25 protein-coding genes, 1 pseudogene and 1 other annotated feature are annotated in these 23,615 nt (G+C 53.0%); of the genes and pseudogenes, 4 read left to right on the forward strand and 22 right to left on the reverse strand.

Going from position 1 to position 23,615, the window contains the following annotated elements; genetic code table 11:
* Positions 1-30: 30 nt before the first annotated feature.
* The 7 genes from tgt to KNP77_RS08580 form a co-directional block, all read right to left on the reverse strand.
* A complete protein-coding gene (gene tgt, locus KNP77_RS08550; protein ID WP_070327677.1) occupies positions 31-1,176 on the reverse strand; it encodes a tRNA guanosine(34) transglycosylase Tgt in 1,146 nt (381 codons plus the stop codon).
* Positions 1,173-2,216 carry a tRNA preQ1(34) S-adenosylmethionine ribosyltransferase-isomerase QueA gene (gene queA / locus KNP77_RS08555; RefSeq protein ID WP_214890133.1) on the reverse strand — a complete coding sequence of 348 codons (1,044 nt, stop codon included), beginning with the start codon at positions 2,214-2,216 and terminating at the stop codon, positions 1,173-1,175. The genes tgt and queA overlap by 4 nt, the downstream gene beginning before the upstream one ends.
* Before the next feature lie 18 nt (positions 2,217-2,234).
* Positions 2,235-3,230, reverse strand: a complete 996-nt coding sequence (gene ruvB / locus KNP77_RS08560) for a Holliday junction branch migration DNA helicase RuvB (RefSeq protein ID WP_071399448.1) — start codon at positions 3,228-3,230, stop codon at positions 2,235-2,237.
* Between the two features lie 10 nt (positions 3,231-3,240).
* Positions 3,241-3,828 (reverse strand): Holliday junction branch migration protein RuvA, encoded by a 588-nt coding sequence (ruvA, locus tag KNP77_RS08565; protein WP_070327680.1) that lies wholly within the window; start codon positions 3,826-3,828, stop codon positions 3,241-3,243.
* A gap of 84 nt (positions 3,829-3,912) precedes the next feature.
* Positions 3,913-4,992, reverse strand: coding sequence for a quinolinate synthase NadA (nadA, locus tag KNP77_RS08570; protein WP_131443440.1), 1,080 nt, complete (start codon positions 4,990-4,992; stop codon positions 3,913-3,915).
* Positions 4,955-5,824: a carboxylating nicotinate-nucleotide diphosphorylase gene (nadC, locus tag KNP77_RS08575; RefSeq protein ID WP_214890076.1), complete on the reverse strand. Its 870-nt coding sequence runs from the start codon at positions 5,822-5,824 to the stop codon at positions 4,955-4,957. Before nadC ends, nadA begins: the two co-directional genes overlap by 38 nt.
* Positions 5,778-7,211 carry an L-aspartate oxidase gene (locus KNP77_RS08580; RefSeq protein WP_251138999.1) on the reverse strand — a complete coding sequence of 478 codons (1,434 nt, stop codon included), beginning with the start codon at positions 7,209-7,211 and terminating at the stop codon, positions 5,778-5,780. Before KNP77_RS08580 ends, nadC begins: the two co-directional genes overlap by 47 nt.
* A 95-nt stretch (positions 7,212-7,306) precedes the next feature.
* Between KNP77_RS08580 and KNP77_RS08585 the strand changes: the two genes are divergently transcribed.
* The 4 genes from KNP77_RS08585 to KNP77_RS08600 all read left to right on the forward strand — a co-directional run bounded on the left by KNP77_RS08585 (position 7,307) and on the right by KNP77_RS08600 (position 10,544).
* Positions 7,307-8,437, forward strand: coding sequence for a cysteine desulfurase family protein (locus KNP77_RS08585; RefSeq protein WP_233589612.1), 1,131 nt, complete (start codon positions 7,307-7,309; stop codon positions 8,435-8,437).
* Positions 8,415-8,954, forward strand: coding sequence for a transcription repressor NadR (locus KNP77_RS08590; protein ID WP_070327684.1), 540 nt, complete (start codon positions 8,415-8,417; stop codon positions 8,952-8,954). The genes KNP77_RS08585 and KNP77_RS08590 overlap by 23 nt, the downstream gene beginning before the upstream one ends.
* A 106-nt stretch (positions 8,955-9,060) precedes the next feature.
* Positions 9,061-9,642: a DedA family protein gene (locus KNP77_RS08595; RefSeq protein WP_071399444.1), complete on the forward strand. Its 582-nt coding sequence runs from the start codon at positions 9,061-9,063 to the stop codon at positions 9,640-9,642.
* A 125-nt stretch (positions 9,643-9,767) separates the two neighbouring features.
* Positions 9,768-10,544, forward strand: coding sequence for an NUDIX domain-containing protein (locus KNP77_RS08600; protein ID WP_070327686.1), 777 nt, complete (start codon positions 9,768-9,770; stop codon positions 10,542-10,544).
* A 36-nt stretch (positions 10,545-10,580) separates the two neighbouring features.
* On the opposite strand, the gene KNP77_RS08605 is transcribed toward KNP77_RS08600, so the two are convergent.
* The 15 genes and pseudogenes from KNP77_RS08605 to ltrA all read right to left on the reverse strand — a co-directional run bounded on the left by KNP77_RS08605 (position 10,581) and on the right by ltrA (position 23,025).
* Positions 10,581-11,807, reverse strand: coding sequence for a hemolysin family protein (locus KNP77_RS08605; RefSeq protein WP_131504799.1), 1,227 nt, complete (start codon positions 11,805-11,807; stop codon positions 10,581-10,583).
* A gap of 75 nt (positions 11,808-11,882) precedes the next feature.
* Entirely contained in the window at positions 11,883-13,172 is a 1,290-nt protein-coding gene (obgE, locus tag KNP77_RS08610) for a GTPase ObgE (protein WP_070327688.1), read from the reverse strand.
* The gene (locus KNP77_RS08615) at positions 13,173-13,613 is read right to left on the reverse strand and encodes a Spo0B domain-containing protein (protein ID WP_070327689.1); all 441 of its coding nucleotides are present in this window, start codon (positions 13,611-13,613) and stop codon (positions 13,173-13,175) included.
* Positions 13,614-13,679: 66 nt separating this feature from the next.
* Complete coding sequence (gene rpmA, locus KNP77_RS08620) at positions 13,680-13,961, reverse strand: 50S ribosomal protein L27 (RefSeq protein WP_016508537.1); 282 nt, start codon at positions 13,959-13,961, stop codon at positions 13,680-13,682.
* 12 nt (positions 13,962-13,973) lie between these two features.
* Positions 13,974-14,309 (reverse strand): ribosomal-processing cysteine protease Prp, encoded by a 336-nt coding sequence (locus KNP77_RS08625; RefSeq protein WP_070327690.1) that lies wholly within the window; start codon positions 14,307-14,309, stop codon positions 13,974-13,976.
* A gap of 5 nt (positions 14,310-14,314) precedes the next feature.
* A complete protein-coding gene (gene rplU, locus KNP77_RS08630) occupies positions 14,315-14,623 on the reverse strand; it encodes a 50S ribosomal protein L21 (protein ID WP_070327691.1) in 309 nt (102 codons plus the stop codon).
* Positions 14,624-14,638: 15 nt separating this feature from the next.
* Positions 14,639-14,710: a sequence feature (ribosomal protein L21 leader region), on the reverse strand.
* Positions 14,711-14,765: 55 nt separating this feature from the next.
* Positions 14,766-16,091: a ribonuclease E/G gene (locus tag KNP77_RS08635; RefSeq protein ID WP_214890090.1), complete on the reverse strand. Its 1,326-nt coding sequence runs from the start codon at positions 16,089-16,091 to the stop codon at positions 14,766-14,768.
* A gap of 41 nt (positions 16,092-16,132) precedes the next feature.
* A complete protein-coding gene (minD, locus tag KNP77_RS08640) occupies positions 16,133-16,990 on the reverse strand; it encodes a septum site-determining protein MinD (RefSeq protein ID WP_131458810.1) in 858 nt (285 codons plus the stop codon).
* Positions 16,991-16,995: 5 nt separating this feature from the next.
* Positions 16,996-17,664, reverse strand: a complete 669-nt coding sequence (locus KNP77_RS08645) for a septum site-determining protein MinC (RefSeq protein ID WP_236636142.1) — start codon at positions 17,662-17,664, stop codon at positions 16,996-16,998.
* A 5-nt stretch (positions 17,665-17,669) separates the two neighbouring features.
* Complete coding sequence (gene mreD / locus KNP77_RS08650) at positions 17,670-18,164, reverse strand: rod shape-determining protein MreD (RefSeq protein WP_131441070.1); 495 nt, start codon at positions 18,162-18,164, stop codon at positions 17,670-17,672.
* Between the two features lies 1 nt (position 18,165).
* Complete coding sequence (mreC, locus tag KNP77_RS08655) at positions 18,166-19,056, reverse strand: rod shape-determining protein MreC (RefSeq protein ID WP_131504801.1); 891 nt, start codon at positions 19,054-19,056, stop codon at positions 18,166-18,168.
* 13 nt (positions 19,057-19,069) lie between these two features.
* Entirely contained in the window at positions 19,070-20,107 is a 1,038-nt protein-coding gene (locus tag KNP77_RS08660) for a rod shape-determining protein (RefSeq protein ID WP_070327697.1), read from the reverse strand.
* A gap of 200 nt (positions 20,108-20,307) precedes the next feature.
* Positions 20,308-20,751, reverse strand: coding sequence for a hypothetical protein (locus KNP77_RS08665; RefSeq protein ID WP_236636141.1), 444 nt, complete (start codon positions 20,749-20,751; stop codon positions 20,308-20,310).
* 62 nt (positions 20,752-20,813) lie between these two features.
* Positions 20,814-20,966 (reverse strand): annotated as a pseudogene (locus tag KNP77_RS08670) (JAB domain-containing protein); the annotation flags it as partial.
* A gap of 133 nt (positions 20,967-21,099) precedes the next feature.
* A complete protein-coding gene (gene ltrA / locus KNP77_RS08675) occupies positions 21,100-23,025 on the reverse strand; it encodes a group II intron reverse transcriptase/maturase (RefSeq protein WP_483297952.1) in 1,926 nt (641 codons plus the stop codon).
* Positions 23,026-23,615 lie beyond the last annotated feature (590 nt).

Here is a 23,615-nt window from a genome sequence, read left to right on the forward strand (position 1 = left end):
ATTCGTTGTCACATAATCGCTGTCAGAGAATTAGAAATTCTTGGCGTTCGGTTTGTTATATCCATATTCTTCGAAGTACTCTTCTTTGAAATCGAGGAGACGGTCTTCGCGGATCGCTTGACGGACTTGTTCCATCAAATTCACGAGGAAATGAAGGTTATGCGTCGAGCAAAGGTGGAGACCGAACATCTCATCGGCACGGATCAAATGGTGCACGTATGCCCGTGAATAGTTCTTACACGTATAGCAATCGCACTTCTCATCGATTGGGCCAAAGTCCGTCTTATGTTTGGCGTGTTTGATCGTCACGCGACCTTTAGACGTCATGAGCGTGCCGTTACGGGCGATCCGTGTCGGCAAGACGCAGTCGAACATGTCGATCCCGCGAATCGAACCTTCGATCAACGCATCCGGTGATCCGACGCCCATCAAGTAGCGCGGCTTATCTTCCGGCATGAACGGTGTCGTGAACTCGAGCGCCCGATACATGACGTCCTTCGGTTCGCCAACCGACAAACCGCCGACCGCATAACCCGGGAAATCGAGTGAGACGAGGTCTTCGGCGCTTTGACGGCGAAGGTCTTCGTACTCGCCACCTTGGATGATGCCGAACAGCGCCTGGTCCTCCGGACGTTCGTGCGCCGCGAGGCAACGTTCGGCCCAACGGCTCGTCCGCTCGACCGACTTCTTCATGTATTCATGCGTCGCCGGGAACGGCGGGCACTCATCGAACGCCATCATGATGTCCGCACCGAGCGCGTTTTGGATTTCCATCGCCTTTTCTGGTGACAAGAACAACTTGTCCCCGTTCAAATGGTTACGGAAATGGACGCCTTCTTCTTGAATGTTACGCAGGTCAGCGAGTGAGAACACTTGGAAGCCGCCTGAGTCCGTCAAGATCGCGCCGTCCCAGTTCATGAACTTGTGAAGTCCGCCCGCTTGCTTGACGACCTCGTGTCCGGGACGGATCCATAGGTGGTACGTGTTCGACAAGATGATGTTCGCACCCATCGCTTTCACTTGTTCAGGTGCCATCGTCTTGACGCTCGCCTGCGTGCCGACCGGCATGAAGACAGGCGTCTCGAACGAGCCGTGCGGCGTATGGACGATCCCGTGCCGCGCTCCTGATTGTTTACACGTGTGGATGTGTTCGTATGTGACTGCATGTTTGGTCATTTGTTTTCTTCCTTCCTCGTAATGAGCATCGCGTCTCCAAAGCTGAAGAAGCGGTATTCGTTTTCCACCGCGATCCGGTAGGCGTGTAAGATGATGTCGCGTGACGCGAACGCCGAGACGAGCATGACGAGCGTTGACTTCGGCAGATGGAAGTTCGTGATCAGTCCATCGATCGCCTTCAACTCGACGCCAGGGTAAATAAAGATGTCCGTCCAGCCCGATGACTCGACGAAATCCCCGTGATCGCGCATGATTGTCTCGAGCGTCCGTGTCGACGTCGTCCCGACCGCGAAGACGCGGCCTCCGCTCGCGCGGACGTCACGGAGCGCCCGTGCCGATTGCTCGGACAGTTCAAAGTACTCGCTATGCATCGTATGCTCTTCGATCGTATCGGCCGTGACCGGGCGGAACGTCCCGAGCCCGACGTGAAGCGTGAGCGGGATCAAGTTGACCCCTTTCGCCTGGGCAGCCTCGAGCAATTCTTCTGTGAAATGAAGACCTGCCGTCGGTGCGGCCGCACTGCCGCGTTCGCGGGCGTAGACGGTCTGGTAGCGGTCTTGATCGTCAAGCTGTTCGCGGATGTAAGGCGGGAGCGGCATCGTGCCGAGCTCGTCTAAAATCTCATAGAAGATCCCGTCATACTCGAACTTGAAGCGGCGTCCGCCTTCCGGGAGCTCTTCGACGCATTCGGCCCGGAGCAATCCGTTCCCGAATTCGACGATGGCGCCGACGCGGACTTTCTTCGCCGGTTTGACGAGCGCTTCCCAGACGTCATCTTCGGTCTGCTTCAAGAGCAGCAGCTCGACTTTGCCGCCCGTCTCTTGCTTCGCCCCGAACAGACGGGCCGGCAAGACACGTGAATCGTTGACGACGAGCGCGTCGCCTGCTTGTAAATAGTCGAGCACGTCACGGAAGTGGCGGTGCTCGATGTCACCTGTGTCCCGGTCGAGGACGAGCAAACGTGAGCTCGTCCGATCAAGGAGCGGGACTTGGGCGATCAGTTCTTCTGGCAAGTCAAAATCATAGTCGTTTACGTTCAATTGAATATCTTGCATCATTTACTCCTCTTCGTATCCAAAATGCGTCTTAGCGTATTGTGTGATCATGCGTCCTCGCGGTGTCCGCTGGAGGAAGCCTTGTTGTAACAAGTATGGTTCGTAGACGTCCTCGATCGTCTGGGCGTCTTCACCGATTGTCGCGGCGAGCGTCTCGAGCCCGACCGGACCGCCGCCGAACCGTTCGACCATGGCCCGCAAGAGCCGATGGTCGACCTCGTCGAGCCCGAGGGCGTCGACGTGCAGGCGATCGAGCGCACTCGATGCCATGGCTGGGTCGATTTCTTTCGTCCCTTCCACTTGCGCGAAGTCACGGACACGACGCAACAGCCGGTTGGCGATCCGTGGCGTCCCGCGTGCGCGTTTGGCGATCGCGCCGCTCGCTTCCGGTGAGATCGACAGACGGAACAGCTGGGCCGTCCTGCTGACGATGGCCGCGAGTTCGTGCGCTTCGTAATACTCGAGCTTGAGCGTCACCCCGAAACGGTCACGGAGCGGGGCCGACAACATGCCGGCCCGTGTCGTCGCGCCGACGAGCGTGAACGGCGGCAAGTCGATGCGGACGCTGCGCGCCATCTCGCCTTGTCCGTAGACGATATCAAGGCAGTAGTCTTCCATCGCCGGATACAGGATCTCTTCAATCGTCCGGCTGAGCCGATGGATCTCGTCAATAAACAGGACGTCCCCCGGCTCGAGCGTCGACAGGATTGCTGCTAAGTCACCTGGGCGTTCGATGGCGGGACCGGCTGTCGTCTTGATGCCGACACCCATCTCGTTGGCGATAATTTGTGCGAGCGTCGTCTTCCCTAGACCAGGTGGCCCGTAAAGGAGGACGTGGTCGAGCGTCTCGCTTCGCATTTTTGCCGCTTGGATAAAGACGGATAAGTTCCCTTTCGCCTTCTCTTGTCCGATATACTGCTCGAACCGTTGCGGACGCAGGCTCCACTCTTCAGAGTCTTCATACTGTTGGTGGGATTGTGACAACAATCGTTCGTCCATAGGTTCCTCCTTATTTCAACAACAATTGCAGGGCGCGCTTTATGTAAGCGTCTGTCGTCAATATTTCTGAATTCAGTTCTTTGCGGACACGTGTGATCTCACGTTCCGAATAACCGAGGGCGGCGAGCGCTTCACACGCTTCGTCAAGTTCTGACGAGCCTTGTGCGAACAGGCCTGTGTTCGGCACATAGTCCGGTGCGAGCTCTGACAACTTCCCTTTTAAATCGAGCGCCATTTGTTTGGCCGTCTTCTTGCCGACGCCCGGGAACTTCATCAAGTACTTCTCGTTCTCGGTCTCGATCGCGTCAATCAACGCGTCCATGTCGCCCGAGGCGACGATGGCGAGCGCGCCTTTCGGTCCGATGCCGTTGACGCCGAGCAGTTTATTGAACAGTTCGCGCTCCCGGCGTGACCGGAAACCGTACAGCGTCTGTTGATCTTCTCTGACGTAATGGTGCGTAAACACGATTACATGTTCGTCTTGTTCACGATAAAAAAACGGGTTAGGCACATGTACTTTGTAGCCGACGCCCGAAACATCCAACGTTATATATTCCGCACACACGTAGGCGACGGATCCTTTTACGAATTCAATCACTTTGTTATCTCCTCTTCATAGGAAAACTGCATTCATTGTACCATAGAAAACGCCGTGAAAAAAGGACAGGCGATCGCCTGTCCGTTATCTCGCTAACATCCGCTCGAGGGCGAGCGTTGCCCATTTCGTCGTTTCCTCATCGACACGAATGATGTTGACCGGATCCGTCTCGAGCGACTCGAGCGCCCACAACAGATGCGGCAAATCGATGCGGTTCATCGTCAGACACGGACACATGTACGGGTTGAGGGAGACGATGTCTTGCTCGGGATGCGTCATTGCTAGTCGATTGACCAAGTTCATCTCCGTCCCGACGGCCCACTTCGTCCCCGGAGCGCTCGCCTCGATCTGGTCGATGATATACGACGTCGACCCGGCCTCGTCCGCCGCCTGCACGACGTCAAACGTACACTCGGGATGGACGATGATGCGTCGTTCCGGGTCATGCTTCCGCAACGCCTCGATTTGGGCGACATTGAACTTCTCGTGGACCGAACAATGCCCTTTCCAGAGGATGACCCGTACGTCTTCGATGTCGCCCTCGTAGTCGAGACGCTCACGAAGCGGGTCCCAGACGGCCATCGCCGCCAGCGGTACACCGAGATCAAACGCCGTGTTGCGCCCTAAGTGTTGATCTGGTAAGAACATAATCCGTTCGCCAGTCTCGAGCGCCCAACGGACGATGTCGTGTGCGTTTGACGACGTGACGGTCGCACCGCCGTTCTTTCCGACGAACGCCTTGATGGCTGCCGTCGAATTGACATACGTGATCGGGATGATGTCGTCACCGAACAAGTCGGTCAATTCCTCCCAAGCAATCTCGGTCTGGTCGATATCGGCCATATCCGCCATCGAACAACCGGCCCGCATGTCCGGCAAGATGACGAGTTGGTCGTCGCGTGTCAGCATGTCGGCCGTCTCGGCCATGAAATGGACGCCGCAAAAGACGATAAACTCGGCCCCATTCATTTGTTCGGCGAGTCGTGCGAGCTGGAGCGAATCTCCGGTCGCGTCCGCGAACTGGACGACCTCATCCTTTTGATAGTGATGTGCCGGTAGAAACAGCCGGCTGCCGAGCCGTGCTTTAATGGCTTCGATCCGTGCTTCCATCTGTTCGATCGTCATATTAGCGTATTGTGCTGGCATCGTTCCGAGTAACTGCATATTTGACCCCTCCTTTAAGATTTAAGCTGCAATCGAGAGCCGTCACCGAATTCGTCAACTGTCCGACCGAGATGACGTCGACGCCCGTACCGCGGTAGGCGGCGATTGTGTCGACAGTGATCCCACCCGACGCTTCCGTCGTGATGTGGGACGGCACGAGCGCAACCCACGCCTTCAACTCTTCCGGTGACCGGTTATCGAGCATGATGATGTCAGGACTTGCCGCGATCGCCTCACGCAACTGCTCGATCGTCTCGACCTCGACTTCGATCGGTGTCGTATGCCCGTTTTGAGTTCTCGCCGTTTCGATGGCCTGCGTGATGCCCCCGAGTGCCGCAATATGGTTGTCTTTGATCATGACGGCGTCGTCGAGACGCAGCCGATGGTTGTATCCCCCACCACATCGGACGGCGTATTTTTCAAGCATCCGCAGTCCCGGCGTCGTCTTCCGTGTGTCGGTGACCCGGATCGATGGGTCGGCGAGCGCCTCGACACAGCGCCTTGTCAGCGTGGCGATGCCGCACATATGTTGCACAAGGTTGAGCAGTATCCGTTCCGTCTCGAGGATCGTCCGCGTCTTGCCGCGCAAAGCGAACATGACGTCCCCTTTTTTCAAATCCGTCCCATCGTCACGGCACTGTTCGACGACGAGCCGTTGCATCGCCGCGAGTTCCATCACGACGTCAACACCGGAGAAGACCCCGTCCGTCTTGGCGGTGACGACGGCTGTCGCCACGTCGATCGGGTCGATGAGCGCGCTCGAGGCGTCTCCAAATCCGATATCCTCATTTAGAAATTGTGTGAGCTGTTCGCGCAGTAACGTTCTGTTCATGGAACTCCTCCGTTCTCATAAAGGAGCGTGCTAAAATCCGGCCCGCCTCAAGTTGTAATGTTCGTTCTGCCAATTGTCTTGTCACGTGTTTCGTCCGTGCCAGTTGTTGGGTATTTTCTAAGAAACTTCTCATTTCTCCAAACTCAGGCGAGATTGTCAGCCAGTTGCCTAATCGCCGACGATACGCTTGAAACGTCTCCTTCGATAACTCATAAGCGGTCACTTCAGTCACCGTGAACGGCCCTTCTTCAAGTCGCACCGATGCGGCGACCCGTTTTCCGAACACCCAGCATTCAAGTAGTGAATTAGAAGCCAACCGGTTCATCCCGTGAACACCCGTGTCGGCGACTTCACCGACCGCATAAAGCCCGGCCACACCCGTCGACCCGGTTTCATCGACCCGCACCCCGCCCATATGAAAATGCAGACCCGGCCGGACCGGGACGCGAGCGACGTCGATCCGTTCGGCCTGACACGTCGCCCACAATTTCGGGAACCTTGCCGCAATGTCTTTGACGCGACTCGTATCGAGATAGACCGGGCCGCAGTGACGCGTGAGCACGGCCGCCACTTCATCACGGGGCGCCAGACTGCCTAGCGGATGGTGCCGCATCACGTGACACCCGTCCTCATCGACGAGTTCCGCGCCCTCACCTCGCAGCGCCTCGGTCACGAGGTGCGGCGTCTCGACCGCTAGCAGTGTCGGATGAAACTGGATCTCGGTCAAGTTGGAAAGTTCGGCACCGGCAGCGCTCGCCAAGACGAGTCCATCCCCCGTCACGGCCCGACAGTTCGACGTCCAATCGACGAGCCCGCCGATGCCACCTGTCGCCAAGACGACCGCGCCCGCTTGAATATGGATTCGTTCGTCACCTTGGAAACCGGTCGCACCGACGACTCGGCCGCCCGTTTTTGTCAGTCCGTCGATCAAGACGTGTTCCATCACTTCAACGTTTTGCGGGAGCCGTTCTCGTAACGCGGTCATCACATGACGTCCCGTCTCGTCACCACCGACGTGGTAGATCCGATGTTTCCCGTGGGCACCTTCTCGGCCGATCTTATACCCGGACTCGTCCCGGTCGAACACGACACCGAACCGCTCCATCTCTGAAACGACACCACGGCCGTCCTCGACGAGCGTGACGACCCGGTCCGCTTGCGCCGTCATCTTGGAAGCGACGAGCGTATCGTGTGCGTGATCGAGACTCGACGGCTCCAAATATGAACTCGCGATCCCGCCTTGGGCGAGGTCAGAGTTCGAGGAGGTCACGTCACGTTTTGAGACGAGGAGGACGCGGTACGTCTCCGGCAAATGGAGCGCCACCGTGACCCCGGCCAACCCCGCCCCGATAATCAAAACATCGACTTGTTTTAACTGTAAAGACATTTGTATATCACCTGTATTTCATATGTAATGTTGACTTGTAAACTAGTTTCGCATAATTTTGTGAAGAAGACAACATGAGAAAAGGGGATACTTCGATGAACGGTTACTTTGACTACGCGGCGACACACCCGATGACCCAACCCGCCCTTGACCATTACGTCGCCATGGCCAAAGGCGTCCCCGGCAATCCCTCGTCGCTTCATACGCATGGGTTCATAGCCGAGGACTATTTGACAGAGGCGCGCCGGCTCGTCAAGCAGGCGCTCGGTCTCGATATGCTGAGAGGGAAGCTGTTGTTTACCGGGAGCGGCTCGGAAAGCAATTACATCGCGCTGACGAGTCTGCGCAAACGCATGAAAGGCAGCGAGGTCATCACGTCCTGGCAAGAGCACGACTCGGTCTCGCTCCTCCTCGACGAGTGGGAAGCTGAAGGTGTGATCGTCCATCGCCTCAAGCTGAAAGACGGCCAGTTCGACCACGACAAGTTCCTCCACTTGCTCGATCGTGATATCGGACTCGTCACGTTTCAGCACGTCAACTCGGACACCGGCTGGATTTTGCCGCTCCATAACATCCTCTGTAAACTTAAATATAAGAAAGTACTGCTCCATATCGACGGAGTACAAGCGCTCGGAAAAATACCGGTCTCGGTCGACGGGATCGACGCTTACTCGTTCAGCGCCCATAAAGTCGGCGGGCCGAAAGGAGTCGGCGGTCTCTATATGGAACGTCTATTGCCTCCACCCTACTACCCGGGTCACCATCAGTACGGCATCCGTCCCGGGACGATTGACGTGCCCGGCATCTCTGCGTTCGTCAAGGCGTTCACCAATCGGCACGAGAATCGGACACGTCACGAAAGAAATTTCTTAGCGTTTCGTGCTATCTTGAAAGAGAAGACATCGTCACATGTTGACTGGCTCGAGTTCGACGACCAAAGTCCGGCCATCCTCTCATTCGTCTCGGACAAACGAGACGGCCAATGGTGGATGACCGAACTCGACGCACTCGGCTTCCAAGTGTCGGCCGGCTCGGCTTGCCGGGCCGGTCAAAACGGACCGAACCGCATGCTCGAATCACTCGGCTATGAGACGAGCGCCTGCCACGGGCTCGTCCGGATTTCCTTCGGCGAACAGACAACCGCCGAAGCCACGGCGGCACTCGCCGATGCCATCGTCACTTTAGCAAGGAGAGTTGAACACCATGAACAAACGTTTAGCCGGTGAAGAACGCCGGCGCACTTTATTGGAATTGATTGAAGCGAGTACGGAACCGATCACCGGTTCCGAGCTCGCCCGCCGCGTCGCGGTCAGCCGCCAAGTCATCGTCCAAGACTTGTCGCTCTTGAAGGCGAAAGGCCACCAAATCGTCGCGACCGCCCGCGGCTACGTCTATCTACCCGGCGAGGCGTCACCGTCCGCCTACACACGAAAAGTCGTCTGTCGGCACGAAGCCGAGGACATGGAAGCCGAGATGAACGCCATCGTCGACGAAGGTGTCACGATTCGTGACGTCATCATCGATCACCCCGTCTACGGGTCGCTGACTGGTCAGTTGATGGTGAAGAGCCGGCGCGACGTCCGGGCCTTCCTCGAACGCGTCGAGGCCAACCAGGCTGCCCCACTGTCCCATTTGACGGGTGGGCTGCACATTCACACGCTCGAAGCCGACAGTGCGGACGCGATTGATGCCGCCGTCTCTGAACTTGAGCGCCTCGGCGTGCTCGTTTCCGAACTCGACTAAAAGATGTCACGCCTTTGTGACATCTTTTCTTTTGCTTTCCTAGTTTGTCCGTTATACTGATGGATGGAACAAATTCCCTACTACGTATTGAAAGGAGTGATCTGTCATGTGGCACTTCCTCGAGCAACTCTTGGCCGGATGCGGCGTCTTCAGTATCCCGCTCGGCATCTTCATCCAAGTCATCCCAAACGAGCTCGTCCTCGCATACGGCGGTTATCTCGTCGGTTCCCTTGACGCGTCATTCCTGTTCATCTTTTTGCTCGCTTGGTCGGCTTTCGTCGTGACCCAGGTCGCATTGTATGGGATTGGCCGCTACGGCGGACGACCGGTCGCCCTGCGATTGTATCGCTCGTTTCGGATCAAGCAGGAGAAACAGCTTCAAGCCGAGTCGTGGTTTGAGAAGTACGGGGCGTGGATCGTCTGCCTCAGCGTGATTTGGCGTCAATTGTTCGCCATCAGCGCCGGCGTGATGCGGTTGTCGTTCCGTAAATTCCTGACGATGACAACGATCGTCTTCGCGGTCTGGTCGTTCGTCTTCGTCAAAGTCGGCATGATGCTCGGCAGTAATTGGCGATATATCGGCGAATACACACACGGCCTGTTTCCTTATATCGGGCTCGGCATCGGCATCTTCTTTGTCGCCCGCTATATCCGCTCACATCCGAACTTCATGAAAAAGTCAGCCTGAACAAAAGTTCGGGCTGACTTTTTTTAAATAGAGGGTAAACTGATACGTATGGCGAATACGTCATAGTGAGGAAATCAATCTATTTCTAAAGCACAGAGACAGCAACCGTCAAAGGAGGAATTTTCATGTTCCATCGTCGAAAAACGTATACGATCCGTCCCGAACGCTTGCAAGAATTCACTGAGTTTTTCCATACATACCTGTATCCGATTCAGGTATCGCACGGCGCACGGCTCGTCGGCCGTTGGGTGACCGAGGACCAAACCGAGGTCATGGCACTTTGGGAATACCGCGACCGTGAGCACTATGAACAAGTCGAACGCGATTACCGCTCGAGCGCACTCCGTCGCGAGGCGATGAAGAAGCGGGCCCGTCTCGGTAAAGACTTATACATCAAGTCGAGCGAAGAGTTCATGATGCCGACCGGGCACTACACCCCGCCGCGCACGATCGTCTCCGTGACCGCCTACATCACGAACGATGACGGCGAGGTGCTGCTCGTCAAAAACACGCACCGGAGCGACACGTACGAGATGCCGGGCGGACAGGTCGAAGAACACGAATCAATCATCGATGCGATCCATCGTGAAGTGAAAGAAGAGACCGGGGCCGACATCGAGATCGACGGCATCATCGGGATCTATCAAAACGTGTCGTCACGCGTCCTCTGCGTCTCGTTCCATGGGCGTTACGTCTCGGGCGACCTTCGTCCGCAAGCAGGCGAGACACACGAGGTCGGCTTCTTCCCGATCGATGCGTCGAACGTGTCGGACTACATCAAACGTGACCACTTCCAGATGCGTCTCATTGATGCGATCGACCCGACGTACATCCCGCACGCAATCTACAAGGTTCGTCCTTACGAGTTGCTCGAGCGCGTCGAGCGCCACCATACCGTCTAAACAAAAAGGAGATCGCCACGTGGCGATCTCCTTTTCTTATGCCTGTTCAGCCGATTCGGATTGACTCGTTTCGACTAACAGTTTGCGAATGCGTCGTTTTTCGACGTGGAGAACGGTGAACGTCATGTCGTCATACGTGACACGCGCACCTTTCTCTGGGATGTCGCCAAGCAGCTCGACGATCCAACCACCCATCGTGTTGGCATCTACTTCAGGTTCTTTAATCCCCATCTCGTCAGCGAACTGATCGACGTCCATGTCGGCCATACACTCGTATACGCCGTCTCGAAGCCGTCTCAAGTAGACGATCGATTCGTCGTGCTCGTCCCAAATATCGCCGACGAGCTCTTCAAGCATATCCTCGAGCGTGATGAGACCAGCCGTCCCACCAAACTCATCGAGGACGACAGCCATGTGTGATTGTTTTTGCTGCAGAATTGGAAGCAGTTCGATCAATTTTGTCTGCGGTGACACGTACGTGAGCGGACGGATGAGCGCCCGCACATCTGTCACTTCATCTCGCATCATCGAGCGAAGGAAGTCACGTTCCGACAACACCCCGATGACGTTGTCAATCGAGTCTTTATACACCGGGAGACGAGAATGCCCCCCGCTAAAGATCGTGTCTTTGATTTCTTCGAGCGTATCGTCGATGTCGACGGCGAGGATGTCGATCCGCGGCGTCAACACATCATCGACGGTGATGTCGTTGAAAGAGAAGGCGCTATGCACCAGTTCGGCTTCTTTCTCACCGAGGACTCCTTCTTCTTCACCCATATCGACGAGCACTTTCAACTCTTCTTCCGTCACCGACGGTTCTTTGTCGGCCATCCCGATCATGCGAAGCGTCAAGCGCTTGAGGCCGGTGAACACAATCGTGATCGGTTTCAGCACTTTGACGAGGAAGACGAGCGTTCCGCTAATTAAGAGCGAATACTTCTCTGCAAACTCTTTTGCAAGTGACTTCGGCAAAATCTCACCAAAGATCAAGATGAGCACCGTCGTCGCGAACGTCGAGATCAACAACCCCGTCCCACCGGTAAAAATTGACGTGGCAATCGCCGTCGCGACGGTCGCTGAACCGATGTTGACAACGTTGTTCCCGACGAGGATCGTCGAGAGCGTGTCGTCAAACCGGTCGACGAGGTGGAGGACGCGCTTAGCACGCTTATCCCCATCCTCGCTCATCCGGATCATCCGGACGCGGTTCACGCTCGAGAGCGCGGTCTCTGCTGAAGAGAAGAAAGCTGACAAAAGAATCAAAACTGCATAAAGAATTAAACTAGACGAGGGCACAGGGTCCACGTTTACTTCACACTCCATTTCCTATTTAAAAAATTATTCGACAAATTCGAATTCAAAATCAGAGATCGCAACGACGTCGCCATCTTGAGCACCTAGCTTACGAAGGTCCTCATCGACGCCCATTTGACGCATCTGACGGGCGAATCGTTTGATCGAGTCATCGTGATCGAAGTTCGTCATCTTGAATAGTTTCTCGATGCGCGGCCCCGTGATCACGAAGCGTTGGTACTCATCGACATGAATCTGATACCCTTTCTCTTCCTTCTCGTAACGATAGACGACACGTGGTGTGGCCGTTTTCGCTTCGAGCTCTTCGAGTGGGAATTCAGGTGTCGCGTCGACGAGATTAGCTACTTCGATAAGCAAGTTGCGAAGTCCTTCTTTCGCGAGTGCCGAAATCGGGAAGACTTTGACGTCATCTCCGACTTTCTGTTGGAACTCTTTAAGAAGTTCTGGCGCATCCGGCATATCCATCTTGTTGGCGACGACGATCTGTGGACGCTCGAGGAGACGTAAATTGTACGACTCGAGCTCACGGTTGATCGTCGTGTAGTCTTCAAACGGGTCACGTCCTTCGATCCCACTCATATCGATCATATGGACGATGACTTTCGTCCGTTCGATATGACGCAAGAACTGGTGACCGAGACCGACGCCTTGGCTCGCACCTTCGATAAGTCCAGGAAGGTCGGCCATGACGAAGTCACGGTCGTCAGCTGTTTTGACGACACCGAGGTTCGGTGTGATCGTCGTGAAGTGGTACGCTCCGATTTTCGGACGTGCCGATGAGACGACCGACAAGAGCGTCGATTTCCCGACTGACGGGAATCCGACGAGACCGACGTCGGCGAGGAGTTTCAGTTCAAGACGCAACTCGCGCTCTTGGCCTGGTTCCCCGTTTTCAGCGATTTCTGGTGCCGGGTTCGACGGCGTCGCAAATCGACAGTTTCCGCGTCCACCGCGGCCGCCTTTAGCGATCGTGGCCCGTTGGCCGTGCTCGGTAAGGTCGGCAATGACAGTATCCGTCACTGAATCGAAGACGATTGTGCCTGGCGGGACTTTGACGACGAGCGGCTTCGCTTTACGTCCGTGCATCCCTTTCGACATTCCTTTTTCACCGTTATAGGCGATGAACTTCTTCGAGAAGCGGAAATCAACGAGCGTCCGTAATCCTTCTTCTACTTCAAAGACGACGTCGCCACCGTGACCACCGTCACCACCTGCTGGTCCACCGTCTGGAACATACTTCTCGCGACGGAACGCGACCATTCCTTTACCACCGTCTCCAGCTTTTACAAAAATATTCACCTGATCGACAAACATTTAATTCCCTCCTTTTAAACGAAACGTAGAACATTCTACAGTCTGTTCGTGCACTTCGTCTGACGTGAACACATCTCCCGGCACGTTGCCGAAGACGCGAACCGCCAGTCCGTCCGTGAACGTCACATGAATCGGTCCATCCGTTCCTGACAGAAGACGGACAAGTTTATCCGCCACGCGTGCGTCGTCCAACGACGCACGGTCGGTCGATACCTTATAGGTCAACCGCCCTTCCCAATTCGCCTGTATGATGACGAGACTAGTCGCCGGCATATTTAAGCGAACGAGCGCACTCTCCTCGTCGGCGTGCTGACGATAACGTTCGTACAGCTCCTCGAGTCTATCAGGCTCGAGCGCCGCATACAAGGAGATCATCTGAAGCCGATTCATCCATTCGTGACGGACGGTCGATAATAATTTCAGCGTTGCCTGTGAGTCCATTTGATCCTCTCCTAGTAAAAAAGACTCTAACCAAATAAGTGGCTAGAGTCTTTTGCGTGGTTCTACTTACGCAACTGGGTAAACGCTCACTTGTTTCTTGTCGCGACCAAGACGCTCGAAGCGTACTACGCCGTCAACTTTAGCAAACAATGTGTCGTCGCCACCACGGCCGACGTTTTCACCTGGGTGAATTTTCGTACCGCGTTGACGGTAGAGAATCGATCCAGCTGAAACTGTCTGTCCGTCAGCGCGTTTAGCGCCGAGGCGTTTCGAAATCGAGTCACGACCGTTTTTAGTCGATCCAACTCCTTTTTTCGATGCGAAGAACTGAAGGTTCAATTGTAACATGAGGTCCACCTCCTATTGTTCAATTTGGATATAATCACCGTAACTTTGGGCGATCGTGTCTAGTTGCACGAGCATCCCTTCTAATAACAGCTGGGTGCGAGTCATATCCTGCGGTGATAGTTCAGGATATGTCTCGACATAAAAGTAACCACCCTCTGTTTTGTCTGCCATTTCTACAAGAAGCGACTGGCCTGCGAGTACCTCAACAGCGTTATACGCCCCAAAAATGATAGCGGAAACGCCGGCACACACTAAGTCAGAACCGGGTTCAGCAAAGTTGGCGTGACCTGTCACTTCGACGGAACGAATCGACTTCGTCTCGTCTCGTCTGACCGTTACTTGAATCATAGAAATTACGCTTCGATTTTCTCGATGCGAACTTTCGTGTAAGGCTGACGGTGACCTTGCTTACGACGGTAGTTTTTCTTAGCTTTCATTTTGAAGACAGTGATCTTTTTCGCGCGACCGTGTTTAACGACAGTTGCTACTACTTTAGCGCCCTCTACGAATGGAGCTCCGACTTTAACATCGTCACCACCAACGAAAAGAACTTCACCGAATTCTACAGTACCCTCGACATCAGCATCGAGTTTTTCGATGTAGATCTCTTGACCTGCTTCAACTTTGATTTGCTTACCACCAGTTTTGATGATTGCGTACATATACGTGCACCTCCTTATTAAACTCAGACTCGCCATCCAGGGCAGGGCGAAACCGTTTCAACCCGTTCTGTGCGGTTGTAGCCATTTGGGTGCTTCCAAACGAACTAACGTTATAGATATTACCACTCTCGCGCGAAGCTTGTCAATGACGAGATACGAAGTTCTCACATTCCTCGAGTGTACCATGAAAAGCGACGTCGGGCTCTCCTTCTATAAAGAACACATGAAGACCTGACGCGTCCCAGGCCCCGTCTTGCCACTTCGAAGGAAGCGACAGTACGACCGCCTCCTGTTTTCCGTCTAGCTCCATGAGCGTGCGCTCAAGCCGTGAGAACACGGCCAGCTTCGACGGTGCACCGTTATACGTCATCCGGTCTTGAATCGAACGTCCGGTCCGCTCGCGCGATAGTTCGAACAGTCCCATCCGTGTGAAGCCGTACACTTCGACACGACGTGGGTCACGGGCCCCGAGTTCTTTCATTCGTTTCAAAAGTCGGTCTTGTCCATCTTTTGACCCGCGTAAAAAGTCGATGACGACCATGCCGCCGATATTGCGTAGGCGGAGCTGTTCCATAACCGCATACAGTGCCGCCTCATTGATCGTGTCGGCGGCGCGCCCTTTATCTTTGACGGCGACGTTCTTGCCGCTGTTGACGTCGATGACGGTCATCGTCTCGACTTGTTCGACCAAGACGTAAGACCCGCCTTCGAGCCAGACGACACGGTTCTCGAGCTTCTCGATCGCTGTGTCTAAACGCGCGGCTTCTTTCATCCGGCCTTTGCCGACGTGGCGTTCGACCGGGACGTCGAGCCGCTTCAAACGTTCTTGCGCCTCTTTATCGTTCAACAGTACCGACTCGACCGAATGGCGCCGGACGAACTGCTCACAGAGCAGTTCGTCTTGACCGCGGCGCGCCGTCTCGACGTCAGTAGCCCGGCCCCGCAACAAGGCCAGCTCCTCGCGAAGCGCCTCAGGACTGGCTTGTCCTGATTCGGTCCGGAACAACACACCTTCCGCCTCATTGAGCGTGAACACTTTCGATAACCGGTCCTGCGTAGCGAGGTCGAGCTTACGGCTGAACAACTGGCGCCGTCCATACGGGAAGTAGACGAGATAGCGCCCTCCGAACCGAATGTTCTCGGTCACTTTGTGGTGCTTACCCCCGATGCCCTCTTTCGTCACTTGGACGAGACGTTTCTCCCCGACGACGGCCGCCTGACCGATGCCCAGTACTTCCGGGTAGACAGCGAGCGCCCGGAGCGTCTCGGCGATCGGCAAGAAAAACGTTGTCTCGCCGTTGACGAGGAAAGCGGCGCCGAGTGACGGATGGATCCGCTCGATCGCAGCTTCAAGGATCGTCCCGACCGAGAGCTGGTCGACAAAGCGCTCCTCGACTTCAAGCAGACGCTCGCCGTCGACGAGCATGGCCCGCTCGATCGACGGGGTCCGTTCATAGATGAGTTTCATACGAGCACTCCTTTCGACACAAAAAGGCAACTTTCGTTGCCTTAGGCTTTTTTCATTCCAAACTTCAATAAGAGTCGTGCCCAAAATCCGGTCGGTTGTTGGTCCGTCTGGATGGACATGAGCGGCACCGACTCACCGAGAATACGGCGCGTGATGTTGCGATACGCTTGTCCGGCGTTATTGTCCGGGTTCATCGTCACCGGGACACCTCGGTTTGCCGCGGCGATGACTTCTTCATCATCGACGACGACGCCGAGCAGGTCGATCGACAGGATGCGCATGATGTCATCGATGTCGAGCATGTCGCCCGATGCGACGAGATGATTCTTCACGCGGTTGACGATGAGTTTAGGCGGCGCGACGTGTTCCGCTTGTTCGAGCATACCGATGATGCGGTCCGCGTCTTGGACGGCCGCCTTCTCAGGCGTCGTCACGACGATAGCCTCGTCGGCACCGGCGATGGCGTTCATGAACCCTTGCTCGATACCGGCCGGGCAGTCGATCAAGACGAAATCATATTCCGTTTTCAACTGGTCGATGATCTCTTTGACTTGCTCCGGTTGGACCGACGTCTTGTCTTTTGACTGGGCCGCCGGCAGCAGATACATCTCTTCGAACCGTTTGTCACGGACGAGCGCTTGGTGCAGCTTGCACTGCCCGTTGATGACGTCGACGAGGTTATAGATGCTCCGGTTGTCGAGTCCTAGGATGATATCCAAGTTCCGTAGACCGATGTCCGTATCGACGAGACAGACCGAGTGTCCGGACAATGCGAGACCCGTCCCGAGGTTAGCGGTCGTCGTCGTCTTGCCGACGCCACCTTTCCCCGACGTCACGACGATGGCCCGACCTTTCTTCACTTCTTTTGCTGTATGTACAGGCTCTACTACTTGCTCCATCAAACTCACCCTCTCTGTAATTCCATTGCATATGCGTCTTTAAGCCCTGACATGACTTGGCGGAGACGCGTCATTTCAATGCCATGATTCGTCTGATACGCGCAGCCCATCTCGATCTCTGGCATCTCGGTATCGTCGTCTGGCGTGAGCACGTGCTCACCGATCGCTAGAAACAGCGGATGCAACAGACTTGCGGTAATGACTGCGTCCTCCCATCCTTCGACACCGGCCCGGACATTTCCTCGTATCGTGCCTAAACAATAGATACTTCCTGTCGCCCGAACTTCAGACCCCGGATTGACGTCGCCGATAATGAGCACCGAACCCTCAAATGAGAGCACTTGCCCGCTGCGGATCGTCCCGCTATGATAATGGAACGTCTTTTTCCCGTAAGTCGCTTTCGCCTCTTCGGTCAACATGACCTCGCTCGACAGCTCCTCGATATAAAAAACGCCATGACGAGCAACGACTTCACGAATTTGACGTGACAGCTCCTCGTCCAAATAACGAGTACCCGCGTGCAACTTGAGTGCAATCTCCCCAGAGGGCGGCTCCATTTCTTGTAACGTGGCCTCAAGCTCTCCGAGCACCTCATCGACGCCACTCCGTGGATTGAAGTGGATTGCAATACCGTTGCGATGTCCTTTTATCGTAATGTGTCGTTTACGCTCCATCATGGCTACCCTCTTTTCGCTACAGGGCGCACCGCCACGTATCGCGTCATCGGATAATAAAGAATCGCGACGGCGATCACATTGACGACGAGCGTCCCTGGAATCTGTTCAACTAATAGTGTTTGTATGGTCATGGTCGTCCCACCGACCGCTGCCATGATACCGTAAATCCCGAAGGAGAAGACGAGGATCATGAACGTGAACGTGATGACGACCGAGAAGAAGTTCTCACCTATATATTTTAACACGAAGCTGACTAAGAGAGGAATGAGTGAAAAAGTAAATAAGTAAATTCCGAGCAAGTCGGTGTAGACGATGTCATACAACAACCCGAATACGAGACCGAATCCGAGTGCCGACTCAAACCGGCCATACAAACCGACGTACATTAACCCAATCAACGTCAAATACACGAACGGCGTCGCGTAGTGCCATGAAAAGATGGCAGCCCATGTCCCTTCAATAAGAAAGAGGAGGAACAGGGCGATGAACACTTTCATGTTACTCACCCGCTGCTCCTCCTTCCTCGGGACCCGTCAAAAACGGTTCGTCTAGCGTTCGATCGATGACAAACATTTGCGAGAACTCGTTGAAGTCCGCCTCTGGCGTGATGCGGGCAACTTGAGACACACCATATTCATCGGTCTCGATCGACTTCACCTTACCGATGACGAGACCGGCCGGATAACGTCCGCCGAGCCCTGACGTCGAGACGATCTCGCCTTCTTTCAACTTGACGCTGTTCGAAACCTTTGTGAAAAAGAGTTCGTTCGTCTCGCTGTCGAAGCCGTCGATCGTTCCGTACGCCGCTTTACCGTCCGCATCCTTGACGACCGCCGAGACGTTGTTCGTCCGGTTGTTGTCGCTCAGGAGCTGAACTTGTGACGTATAGGCGCTCGTTTGAATGACGCGTCCGACCATGCCGCCGGCGGCCGTCACGGCCATGCCTTTTTCAACGCCGCGTTCTTGCCCGACGTTGATCGTCACATAGCGCTGCCAGTCGTTCGGCGTGCGCCCGATGACCTCGGCCGGAATCAAATCAAAGTCACGGAGCGAGCTTTCGCCCGCCGCGACCATTTGACGCAACTCCTCGTTCTCACGGCGCAGGTCGTCGGCTTCGACGGACACTTCGGCGTATTTCGTCAAATGTTGCTTCAATTCACGGTTCTCTTCATAAATTTCACGGACGTTCGAAATCGAGGACACGGTACTATCCATCCAGCCGATCGGCACCGTGAACACCCGTTGGAACGTTCCGACCACATCACGCGTGACGTCTTGGTACCAGGCGGATTCCGACCGTCCTCGAATCGAAACCCCTAAAATGACGAGAAATAAGATGATACCGATCAGCGTGATGATGAGCTTTTTATTGCGTACAAACCGGCTCATCGTTTAACACCTTTCATCGGCGTGACGAGATGCCTGATTTTGAACGGAGGACGTCCATCATTTCAAGAGATTTTCCAGTCCCGATCGCAACGCAATCGAGCGGTTCATCCGCAATGAGTGTCGGGATGTGCGTCTCATCAGAGATAACACCGTCCAAGTTTTTAAGGAGCGCGCCGCCGCCTGTCAGGACGATGCCGCGGTCCATGACGTCGGCTGCGAGTTCTGGCGGTGTTTGTTCGAGCGTTTGTTTCACACCGGCTAGAATCGCGTCTACCGTGTCTGAAAGCGCCTCGCACACTTCAACTGCCCCTACTTCGATCTGTTTCGGAAGACCGGTCACGAGGTCGCGTCCGCGGATCTCCATCGTTTCGTTTTCGTTCGACTCGTCGATGCGGGCCGAACCGATTTCCATCTTGAGCGCTTCTGACGTACGTTCCCCGATCATGAGGTTGTATTTGTTTTTAATGTAACGAATAATGGCGTCATCCATTTCGTCACCACCGACACGGATCGACTGGCTTGTCACGATGCCGCCGAGTGAGATCACTGCGACTTCGGTCGTACCGCCACCGATATCGACGACCATCGAGCCTGTTGGTTCCCAAACTGGGAGACCGGCGCCGATTGCTGCCGCGAACGGTTCTTCAATCGTGTACGCTTCGCGAGCGCCCGCTTGCTTGGCCGCATCTTCAACCGCACGTTTTTCAACTGACGTGATGCCACTTGGCACACAGATCATGACGTTCGTCTTCGATGAGAACAACCCGCTCTTCGATTTTTGCGCTTGCTCCATGAAATATTTGATCATCGTTGCAGTCGTTTCGAAGTCAGCGATAACCCCATCTTTCATCGGACGGCGTGCCGTGACGTTCCCCGGCGTACGTCCAATCATATCTTTGGCCTGATTACCTACGGCCTCAATTCTACCTGTATCTGTACGGAACGCCACTACGGACGGTTCACGAACAACGATTCCTTGACCTTTTACATAAACGAGCGTATTTGCCGTTCCAAGGTCGATTCCGATTTCTCGGTTAAAACTACGAAACATACGTACTGCCCCTCTCCTGATTACACTAATTATTATTATAACGGAAAAATCATGTTTGAAAACGTTCAATCGATTACAGGTTATTTACAATCCCCTTCATCTCAGTCCTGTTCCACCGTATATTAGTGTGCCTGCTTTTCAAAAAAAACGCAAATCAAAAAGCAGACGTCTGAAGGCGTCTGCTTAGATGAACCGATCATTTAAAGACCGGGTTGGAGCGGCAGCAACAGCATTGCCGCGTAAAAGACGACCGAAAAGATGAGGATCGGCCGAAAGAAACGGGACGGTCGCTCGCGCGTCGCACCCGCCAAAAAGCTCGCCATCGTCGCGGTGAACAAATAAATCCCGACGTAAACGAAGATGAGTTGCGGGATGACACGCCACACTTGACTGTCTCCTGACGCATTTACCCAGGCGATGAACAGACCGATGTAGACGATGAGCGACACAATTCCGACACCGACGCCGACGAGCGGCGGGTAGCGGTCAAGCCAATGCCCGTCTTTTGAAAACTGTTGAAATAGCGCCATACTCACAAAGACGAACAACGCGAAGACGACGAGCGACAACGCGAACGGCTCGAGCGGAACAAAACTCGCGGCTAGCGCGATTCCAATCATAACAATCCAAACTAGTTTCTCCATACGAACACCTCGTCCGTTAGTATACCAAACTTCAAGAGGGATATGGGAAACGTCTCCTAATTTCACCCGTTCATATACCCGCGTTGCTTCATACTGACATAATGATCCTCGCCGATGATGACGTGGTCGAGGCAAGCGATCCCGACAATGTTGCCCGCTTCGACCAAGCGCTCGGACACTTCGATGTCTTCCCGGCTCGGCGTCGCGTCCCCGCTCGATAGCGATAGGTAGGGCTTTGAAGTTACCTCCGCCTTTTCCCCCGCTTCACACCGTGCGTGCAACTTTCATCGCACACGGCGTTCCATCGAATGTCTATTTATTTCATTTTCCTCAATCTTGTTTCAATTATTAGTAATCCCCATTTGTAATTGCTTTGTTCCCAATCAGTAGACGCAGTTTGTTTATCTTAACCAACTGTTCCTTATTTAAGTTGAGTGGCCTGATATATTTCTGGATAATTTCGCTTTCTGTTGAATGTACTAGCCGATGGACATCCCTAGTTATTAGCACTAGGTTGGAGTAGCTGTCGTCTTTTGTGACATTCCATAACGTCTTATGATGGCAGTCCATTTCAGTCAGAATTAATTCTTCCCCAGTTACCGCACACATCCCATTTTGAGCAATGAAAAGTGAAATTCGATTGTCATTAAACTCTACTGATGCTCGTCCATTTGCGACTGGGTGTTTCCTAATCCATTGCACTTTCCAGTCCGGGACAGCTTTTTGTTCCTGATGCATCAATTCCCGTCCTTCTTTGGTGAATTTATTTACACCATTTTTAGGCATTAACGCATTTTTTGTTTTGACAAATCCAATTGGTATGATGGGATACCCATTAATATATCTGGTCATTTTTGATTTTAAATAAGGCTTAATTCCTTTGTCTTTGATTGGATAGTTAGATGTTTTCTTAAGCGAAAATTGTTTCAACCTATTACGTTCAACTAACGTCAGTTGGTATTGTATTGGCATCAGACTTTCATTTACCTGTGTTGCGATTTGGTAATAGTTATGAATGCCAATAACCATACTATTGTAGATCTGAGCGTTTTTGATTAGGTCAGTTCCACTTGGAGCTTTTTGCATAAGTTTGATTTGGTCTTTGAGTTGCTTTTTAATCCTCGTTCGTGCTTTTTCTGCTATATGGGACTGACAGACAAACTTTTTACGTCCAAAACGGTCGGTTCCTTTACGTTCCATCTTCAATTCAAACCCAAGAAATTCACTGCTTTTCTTTTTCAGGTTTGTGATTTGAGATTTCTCTTCGGAAATCGGAAGATTTAGCCGTTCTTCCAACCACATTCTACTAGCCATAAATATTTTATTGGCGTTGGAGCGTGTTGTCGTAAAAATTTTAAAGTCGTCAGCATAGCGTACAATGTACATTTCTTTCAGTTTAGAAGTTTTACGCAATTGCTCATATCTATATTGATGACTATACAGTCCCGTTTTCTTTACAAGGTGGTCATTAATGTTTCGACATTTCTTACTTTCCCATTGATTCGCAATCCACCAGTCAAATTCATTTAGGTTGATATTAGCTAATAACGGAGAAAGTATGCCACCTTGCGGGGTTCCCTTTTTCGGATAAACAATTTTACCGTCTGGTAGGACAACTGGAGCTTTAAGCATCTTCCGAATAATAACGAGTAACTGCTTATCTCGGATGCCCATAGTCCATATTTGTTGCATTAGTTTTGAATGTTTTACTTCATCAAAGAAACCTTGAAGATCAACATCCACAACATATTGCATTTTGTTATTGTTAATCCGTCCTGCACAAGCAGAAATTGCATTCTCGGCAGATTTGGTTGGTCGGAAACCGAAACTGTATTTATAGAATTTAGCTTCACATATCGGTTCTAAAACTTGTAAGATACATTGTTGTGCTATTCTATCCCACATAGAAGGTATTCCTAACGGTCTAATTTTTCCGTTAGGTTTTGGAATTTCCACCCGTTTAACTTTTCGAGGATTATAATGTACGAATCGTTTCTTTACAATGGCAATGAACTCGTTAGTACTCAGTTTTTCGATATCATTGATTGTAACTTTGTCTTCACCTGCCGTAGCACTCCCGTTATTTCGCTTAATATTACGGTAAGCGAGTAGAATGTTATCGTCTGAAGTGATAATCGACATTAGATTCGTAAATTGTTTGCTTTCTTTACTTTCTGCAAAAAGCTTATCTAACGTTTCGGTCATTCCATAATATTCAGCATGGCGTAACCGTGTGTTCTTCATTCTTGGGATTTTCTTATAATTTTCTTTCAAGGTTTATCACGCTCCAAACTGGACTCGTGACCTTTTTAGTCATACGAGAATCCTTGAGGTGATTGAGTTGAAATAAATATTAATATACATTCGACTAGTGGCTATTGCTCGGCTCTCATTACAAGAACTTCAACGCTCATGCCACTACTCTCACTACCGTTAAAGGAAGTTATGGACGAATCCTTTCCTTCCTACCACTTCATCGAGTGTGTACTCTCCATGTCGGTAGCTTTCCACGTTCCCTTCACTCTATCCATATCTTAACTTAGGTGCTAGCTCTTGCCTGACGTCCTCTCCACCGCCTATAACGGTGCATGGAGCTTTCGAAACCACCATAGGTACTCGCCCACGGAACGTACTTGATTCTTTCATCAAGCCCACTCATTTCTGAGTTCTCCACTTACAGACATTTCATTCGCTAGTTCGTCAGTGTTTTACCACATTCTCACCATATTAAGCTTTTTACGACTCCCGACCTATCAGTTGTACCAACCACCTCTGGTTAGCTTTCGGTTACTAAAATTAGCACTACGACAACTTTCAGCCGACTTTACCGAGCTTCACACAATATCCGTATACACATTTGAATA

This window comes from Exiguobacterium sp. s142 (genome assembly GCF_018618455.1).
Lineage (GTDB): Bacteria > Bacillota > Bacilli > Exiguobacteriales > Exiguobacteriaceae > Exiguobacterium > Exiguobacterium aurantiacum_A.

What these genes read in the sequence shown, in the direction of transcription:
- tgt (WP_070327677.1), bottom strand. Translation starts at nt 1,176, where the DNA reads ATGACCAAACATGCAGTCACATACGAACACATCCACACGTGTAAACAA.
- ruvB (WP_071399448.1), bottom strand. Translation starts at nt 3,230, where the DNA reads ATGGACGAACGATTGTTGTCACAATCCCACCAACAGTATGAAGACTCT.
- nadA (WP_131443440.1), bottom strand. Translation starts at nt 4,992, where the DNA reads ATGCAGTTACTCGGAACGATGCCAGCACAATACGCTAATATGACGATC.
- nadC (WP_214890076.1), bottom strand. Translation starts at nt 5,824, where the DNA reads ATGAACAGAACGTTACTGCGCGAACAGCTCACACAATTTCTAAATGAG.
- KNP77_RS08580 (WP_251138999.1), bottom strand. Translation starts at nt 7,211, where the DNA reads ATGTCTTTACAGTTAAAACAAGTCGATGTTTTGATTATCGGGGCGGGG.
- KNP77_RS08585 (WP_233589612.1), top strand. Translation starts at nt 7,307, where the DNA reads ATGAACGGTTACTTTGACTACGCGGCGACACACCCGATGACCCAACCC.
- KNP77_RS08590 (WP_070327684.1), top strand. Translation starts at nt 8,415, where the DNA reads ATGAACAAACGTTTAGCCGGTGAAGAACGCCGGCGCACTTTATTGGAA.
- KNP77_RS08595 (WP_071399444.1), top strand. Translation starts at nt 9,061, where the DNA reads ATGTGGCACTTCCTCGAGCAACTCTTGGCCGGATGCGGCGTCTTCAGT.
- KNP77_RS08600 (WP_070327686.1), top strand. Translation starts at nt 9,768, where the DNA reads ATGTTCCATCGTCGAAAAACGTATACGATCCGTCCCGAACGCTTGCAA.
- obgE (WP_070327688.1), bottom strand. Translation starts at nt 13,172, where the DNA reads ATGTTTGTCGATCAGGTGAATATTTTTGTAAAAGCTGGAGACGGTGGT.
- KNP77_RS08615 (WP_070327689.1), bottom strand. Translation starts at nt 13,613, where the DNA reads ATGGACTCACAGGCAACGCTGAAATTATTATCGACCGTCCGTCACGAA.
- rpmA (WP_016508537.1), bottom strand. Translation starts at nt 13,961, where the DNA reads ATGTTACAATTGAACCTTCAGTTCTTCGCATCGAAAAAAGGAGTTGGA.
- KNP77_RS08625 (WP_070327690.1), bottom strand. Translation starts at nt 14,309, where the DNA reads ATGATTCAAGTAACGGTCAGACGAGACGAGACGAAGTCGATTCGTTCC.
- rplU (WP_070327691.1), bottom strand. Translation starts at nt 14,623, where the DNA reads ATGTACGCAATCATCAAAACTGGTGGTAAGCAAATCAAAGTTGAAGCA.
- KNP77_RS08635 (WP_214890090.1), bottom strand. Translation starts at nt 16,091, where the DNA reads ATGAAACTCATCTATGAACGGACCCCGTCGATCGAGCGGGCCATGCTC.
- minD (WP_131458810.1), bottom strand. Translation starts at nt 16,990, where the DNA reads ATGGAGCAAGTAGTAGAGCCTGTACATACAGCAAAAGAAGTGAAGAAA.
- KNP77_RS08645 (WP_236636142.1), bottom strand. Translation starts at nt 17,664, where the DNA reads ATGGAGCGTAAACGACACATTACGATAAAAGGACATCGCAACGGTATT.
- mreD (WP_131441070.1), bottom strand. Translation starts at nt 18,164, where the DNA reads ATGAAAGTGTTCATCGCCCTGTTCCTCCTCTTTCTTATTGAAGGGACA.
- mreC (WP_131504801.1), bottom strand. Translation starts at nt 19,056, where the DNA reads ATGAGCCGGTTTGTACGCAATAAAAAGCTCATCATCACGCTGATCGGT.
- KNP77_RS08660 (WP_070327697.1), bottom strand. Translation starts at nt 20,107, where the DNA reads ATGTTTCGTAGTTTTAACCGAGAAATCGGAATCGACCTTGGAACGGCA.
- KNP77_RS08665 (WP_236636141.1), bottom strand. Translation starts at nt 20,751, where the DNA reads ATGGAGAAACTAGTTTGGATTGTTATGATTGGAATCGCGCTAGCCGCG.